Raw genomic sequence first — 5,572 nt, forward strand, 5'->3', positions numbered from 1 at the left:
GGCGCGGCGGGCCTGGTGGTGGTCGACGCCGCCGACGGCGCGCAGTTCGCCGCCGAGTGGGACGGGGTGCGCCGGTGGTGAAGGGTCTCGCGCGGGCGTTGCGGGCGGCCGTGGTCCCGCTGGCCTTGATCGGGCTGACCGCGCTCGCCGGGGTGGTGCTCGGCCGGGTGTACGCCGGTGACCTGCTGACCCGATTGGTCGTCGGCGCCGCGGTCGGGTCGGTGCTGGTCAGCGTGGCCGCCCGGCGGCTGCCGTCCTGGCTGGTGGCGCCGGTGTCGGTGGCCGCGATGGCCGGATGGACGCTGCTGTCGCTGCGGCTGGCGGCCTCCCACGCCGACCTGCCGGGCAGCCTGCTCGACATCACCTCGGACGCCGCGCGCAACGGCATCCCCCGACTGCTCACCGCGATGATTCCGGTGGAGCCCACACCGGACACGGTGCTGGTGCCGGTGGTCGCCGCCTGGCTGGCCGGGCTGGCCGGTGCGGAGGTGGCGCTGCGTACCGGCCGGGTGTTGCTGGGCTACCTGCCGGCGGCGGGGCTGTACGCCGCCGCTATCTACGTGGTCGGTCCGAACGCCGAACCGGCGGTCGCGCGACGTTGACGTTCGTCGCCGTCGCGGCGGTCGGCCTGGCGGTACCGGCGGGCGCGGCGGCGGCCGGCGGCGATCCGAGCGCCGACCTGGCCCCGGGGGTACGCGCGGCGGTGCGGCTCCGGCTCGCCGTCACCTCGGCGCTGGGGGTGGCCCTGGTCGTCGGGCTTGTCGCGCTGCTCGGCCCGGTGGTCGCCGCGCAGGTCGGCGGCCGGCCGGTGGACCCACGCCGGTACGTGGAGCCGCCGCAGGTGCAGTCGCTCGACGAGAACCCGTTGATCCGGATCTCCGGTTGGGCGCTGCATCCGGAGCAGAAGCTGCTCGACGTGAGCACGGCGCCGTCCGACGTCCCGGCCGGTGATGCCGCGCCGGCTGCCGACGGGAGCGACAGTCCGCGGATCCGGTTGGCGGTGCTCAGCGACTACGACGGCGTGACCTGGCGGGTCGGCGCGACATACCGCAACGCGGGGCGGATCCTGCCGCCCACCGCGCCGGCGCGGGACAACACGGTGCAGATCGTCCGGCAGCAGATCACCGTGGCGGAGCTGAGCGGTCGGCTGCTGCCCGCCGTGGCGACACCCCGGGAGGTCAGCGGCGCGCGGGTGGCGTACGACCCGGCGACCGGGACGCTGATCCGGCCGGAGGGGCTGACGGCGGGGCTGAGCTACACCGTGACCTCTGCCCGGGAGCGCCCGGACACCAACCTGTTGACCACCGCCAACGTGCCCGCCGGTGACGAGGTTGCCCGGGTGCTGCGGGTCGCCGACGGCGTGCCCGACACGCTGCGCCGGCTGGCCACACAACTCGCCGAGGAGAACGGCGCCCCGTACGCCCGCGCGTTGGCGATCGAGCAGTTCCTGGCCGAGCACTACCGGGTGGTGGCGGACGCGCCGAGCGGGCACGCGTACCCGAACCTGGGTTTCTTCCTCTTCGGACCGCGGGACGCCGGCGGGCAGGAGGGCACCTCCGAGCAGTTCGCGGCGGCTTTCGCGGTGCTCGGCCGACTCAGCGGGCTGCCGACCAGGGTGGTGGTGGGCTTCCGGTCCACCGGGCAGGGGCCGGTGCGGGCCGGTGACGCGTACGCCTGGCCGGAGGTGCTCTTCGACGGGCTGGGGTGGGTGCCGTTCGACCCGCTGCCCCGCCCGACCGACGAGCCGAGGCCGGTGGAGGAGGATTTCCGGTCGACGCCGGAGGAACCACCTCCGTCGGAGGCGCCGGCGCCCACCGTGGAGCCGACCGCCTCGCCGGAGCCGGTGGCCGCCCCGGACGGGCCGCCCGGGCAGGGTGGCGTTCCCACGCCGGTGCTCGTCGCCGGTGGCGGCGGTGGCCTGCTGCTGCTGGTGGGGGCGCTGCTGCTCACCCTGCTGGCGATGCGCCGCTCGCTCACCCGTGCCCGGCTCGTTCGGGGTGATCCCGGTCAACGCATCGCCGGCGCCTGGCGGGAGGTCACCGACGCGTTGCGGCTGGCCGGTCGGCCGGTCGGCGACGACCTGGCCGCCACCGAGGTGGCCGGGCAGGCCCGCCAGGCCCTGGCCGAGGCCCGGCACACCCCCGGCGGCGACCGGTCCACCTCGGACGGCGGCGCGGGGAGCGGCGGTGGACCCGGTGGTGACACGGGGGCGGGCGCCGCGAGCGCCGACGGTGTCGACGAGTTGGCGGCTCTGCTCAATCGGGCGGGTTTCGCCCCCGGTGCCGCATCGGCCGACGAGGCGGCCCGAGCCGTCGAGATGGCCACCGCCTACGTGGCCACGCTGCGCTCGGCGCGGCCCTGGTGGCGGCGCCTGCTCTGGTCCGTCCACCCGGGTCCGCTGCGCCACCGCCCGACCAGCCGCCACCCGCGGTGATCAAGAGCTGTGCGTCACCGCTGGACGTCTTCCTGACGCCAGCCTCTTGATCACCGATGCGGGCGGTTAGGGGGTTAGGCGGCGGATCAGCTTGCGCATGCCGGCCTGCCAGCCGTCCGGGTCCTCGGCGCGGCGGCGCGCGTAGTCGGCGACCTCCGGGTGCGGCAGGATCAGGAAACGCTCCTCGGCCAGCCCGGCGATGGCCGCGTCGGCGACCTGATCCGGGGTGAGCACCGCGCCGGAGGCGGCGATCACCCGAGCGCCGAGGTGACCCTCGACGATCCCATCGGCGAGCATCGGCGTGTCCACGCCCTGGGGGCACAGCGCGCTGACCCGGATGCCCCGGTCCCGGTAGGTGATGGCCAGCCACTCGGCGAACCCCACCGAGGCGTGTTTCGTCGCGGTGTACGCGGCGTCGCCCACCGCGGTCAGAACGCCCGCCGCCGAACAGGTGTGCAGCAGGTGGCCACCGCCGCGGGCCAGCATCCCGGGCAGCACCGCCCGGGCCGAGTAGACGTGGGCGAGCACGTTGACCCGCCACGCCCGGTCCCAGCCGGTGTCGTCGACCTCCACTCCCCCACCGGTGGTCACGCCCGCGTTGGCGCAGAACAGGTCGATGCGGCCGTACCGCTTCTCGGTGTCGGCGACCAGCGCGCGGACCTGGTCCTCGTCGGTGACGTCGAGGGCGGCGGCGTGTGCGACCGGGCCGATGCCCTCGGCCACCGCGGCGGCCGCGTCGGCGTCCAGGTCGGCGATCACCACGGCGGCGGCGCCCTCGGCGGCGAAGCGACGCGACAGGGCCGCCCCGATGCCGCCCGCGCCACCGGTGACCACCACGATCCGGTCGGTGAGGTTCACGTCGACGCTCCTACGGGCTCGATGCCCAACTGGGCGATGAGCGTGAGCAGCGCGGTCGCGCCGCCGGCGGTCACCTCCGGGGTGGGCAGCAGCGCGAAGACCGGAACGTCCACACCAGCGTCGACGTAGCGGCGCACCTGGGCACGGCATCGCTCCGGCGTGCCGTGCAGCACCAGCGCGTCGACCACCTCGTCCGGGACCGCGGCGCTGGCTCCGCGCCGGTCGCCCGCGGCCCAGGCCTCCCACATCGGCGCCAGCACCTCGTCGCGGCCGAGCCAGCGGTGGAACTCGGCGTACGCCGGGACGGTGAGGTAGCTGGTGATCAGTCGACGGCCCAGCGCTCGGGCGTACCCGGCGTCCTCGGTGGGGCAGACGAAGATCCGGGCGGCGACCTCGAAGCCGGCGCGACGCTCGCCCAGCTCGCCGAGGGCGCGCGGCACGTCGTCGGCGCTGAGCCAGTTGAGGATGACCCCGTCGGCCTCCGCGCCGGCCAGCCGGAGCATCCCGGGACGCAACGCGGCGAGCAGGATCGGCGGCGGCACGGCCGGCGGTCGTTCCAGCGTGAACCGCCGCACGGTGAAGGTGTCGTAGACCTCGTCGACGGTCTCGCCGCGCAGCGCGGCGCGCAGGAAACGCAGGACGTCGCGGGTACGCCGGAACGGCTCGTCGAAACGCACCGCGTTCCAGTCCCGTACGAGCACCGGCGAGGACGCGCCGATGCCGAGCGAGAACCGGCCCGGCGCGGCCTCGGCCAGCGCCGCCGCGCTCATCGCCAACAGGCCGGGGCCTCGGGTGAAGACCGGGGCGATGGCGGTGCCCAACCGCAGCCGGGGTTGCCAGGCCGCGGCGAGCGCCAGCGGGGTGAACGCGTCGGTACCGGCGACCTCGGACGACCACACGTCGGTGAACCCGGCCCGGTCGAGGGCCGCGTAGGCCGCGTCATGGTCGGCCAGCGCGATCCCGCCCAACGGCACCGTCATGCCCCATCGATTCGTCACCGATCGATCGTGCCCGTTGACGGGGTGCACGAGCAAGATCCCCGTACTGGGCAGAATCGCCGGTTTCCGGCCGTGCGCGCCAGCGGAGGGTGCTACGACTTCGAGGTGGACCGGACCGACGACGCAGGCCGCTGAGCGTGGGTTCCCGGGCGACGGGTCACCTGGGGCCGGTACCGGCGGCGGCAGAGCCGGGCCGGGCCACCTTCCTGGAACTCTTCTTCGACCTGGCCTACGTCTTCGCGCTCACCCGCATCTCCGCGCGCGCGCTCGAGGATCTGAGCAGTGGGCCGGCTCGGGAGAGCATCTGGGCGGCGGTCACCGGCGGCGGCAAGACGCTGCTGTTGCTGCTCGCGCTCTGGTCGGTCTGGCAGGGCACCACCTGGACGACCAGCCGGTACGACCCGTACCGGATTCCGTTGCAGAGCGTGGTGCTGACCGCGCTGGTGTCCGGGATGGTGATGGGGGTGGCGATCCCCCGGGCGTTCGGCCAGACCGGGTTGATGTTCGCGGTGGCGTACGTGGTCACGCAGGTGTCCCGACCGGTGGTCCTGTCGATGGCGTTCGGAGCGCGCCCGTACCGCTGGCTGAAGGTGCGCATGGCGCTGGTGTCCGCGGTCACCGGGGTGCTGTGGATCGGCGGGGCGCTGCTGGCCACGAACGCGCAGGTGCTGTTCTGGACGGCGGCGTTGGTCATCGAGTACGCGCTCGCCCGGTTCGGCTGGCCGGTGCCCGGGCTGGGCCGGTCGACGGTCTCGAAGTGGGAGGTCGCCGGGGAGCACCTGGCCGAGCGGTACCAGCAGTTCTTCCTCGTCGCGTTGGGTGAGACCCTCCTGGTGGCCGGTCTCACCTACAGCAAGGGGCCGTACGAGTCGGGGCACGCCTGGGCGTTCGCGCTGGCCCTGGCTACGTCGATCATGCTGTGGCGGATCTACGTCCAGCGTGCCGGGCAGCTCCTGGGCGAGGCGGTGATGAAGGCCCGGCACCCCGCGACCACCGGCCGCTCGGCGGCCGACACCCATCTGGTCATGGTGGTGGGCCTGGCCGCGACCGCGATCGGCTACGAGCTGATCATCGAGCACCCGCTGGACCGGATCCCCGGGACGTGGCTGGCCATGGTGCTGGGTGGGCCGGCGCTGTTCCTGGCCGGCCGGGCCCGCTTCGAGTACGAGGTGTTCGGCCGGGTCTCCCCGTCCCGGTGGATCGCCATCCTGGTGCTGGCGGCGGCGGCCGTGCCGCTGCTGCACCTGCCCGGACTGGCCGCCACCGCCGTGGCGGCGCTGAT

5 protein-coding genes are annotated in these 5,572 nt (G+C 74.7%); 3 read left to right on the forward strand and 2 right to left on the reverse strand.

What is annotated here, in order from left to right; translation table 11 throughout:
- Positions 1-74 precede the first annotated feature (74 nt).
- Both JNW91_RS34105 and JNW91_RS29025 read left to right on the forward strand, forming a co-directional pair.
- Entirely contained in the window at positions 75-602 is a 528-nt protein-coding gene (locus JNW91_RS34105; RefSeq protein WP_407664405.1) for a hypothetical protein, read from the forward strand.
- The gene (locus tag JNW91_RS29025; protein WP_407664406.1) at positions 599-2,434 is read left to right on the forward strand and encodes a transglutaminaseTgpA domain-containing protein; all 1,836 of its coding nucleotides are present in this window, start codon (positions 599-601) and stop codon (positions 2,432-2,434) included. The genes JNW91_RS34105 and JNW91_RS29025 overlap by 4 nt, the downstream gene beginning before the upstream one ends.
- 66 nt (positions 2,435-2,500) lie before the next feature.
- On the opposite strand, the gene JNW91_RS29030 is transcribed toward JNW91_RS29025, so the two are convergent.
- Both JNW91_RS29030 and JNW91_RS29035 read right to left on the reverse strand, forming a co-directional pair.
- Positions 2,501-3,292, reverse strand: coding sequence for an SDR family oxidoreductase (locus JNW91_RS29030; protein WP_203178684.1), 792 nt, complete (start codon positions 3,290-3,292; stop codon positions 2,501-2,503).
- Positions 3,289-4,272, reverse strand: a complete 984-nt coding sequence (locus JNW91_RS29035) for an LLM class F420-dependent oxidoreductase (protein ID WP_203178685.1) — start codon at positions 4,270-4,272, stop codon at positions 3,289-3,291. The genes JNW91_RS29030 and JNW91_RS29035 overlap by 4 nt, the downstream gene beginning before the upstream one ends.
- A 155-nt stretch (positions 4,273-4,427) precedes the next feature.
- Between JNW91_RS29035 and JNW91_RS29040 the strand changes: the two genes are divergently transcribed.
- A partial coding sequence (locus tag JNW91_RS29040) for a low temperature requirement protein A (protein WP_309244513.1) occupies positions 4,428-5,572 on the forward strand: 1,145 nt, incomplete at its 3' end.

The organism is Micromonospora parastrephiae, from assembly GCF_016802865.1.
GTDB classification, from domain to species: Bacteria; Actinomycetota; Actinomycetes; order Mycobacteriales; family Micromonosporaceae; genus Micromonospora; species Micromonospora parastrephiae.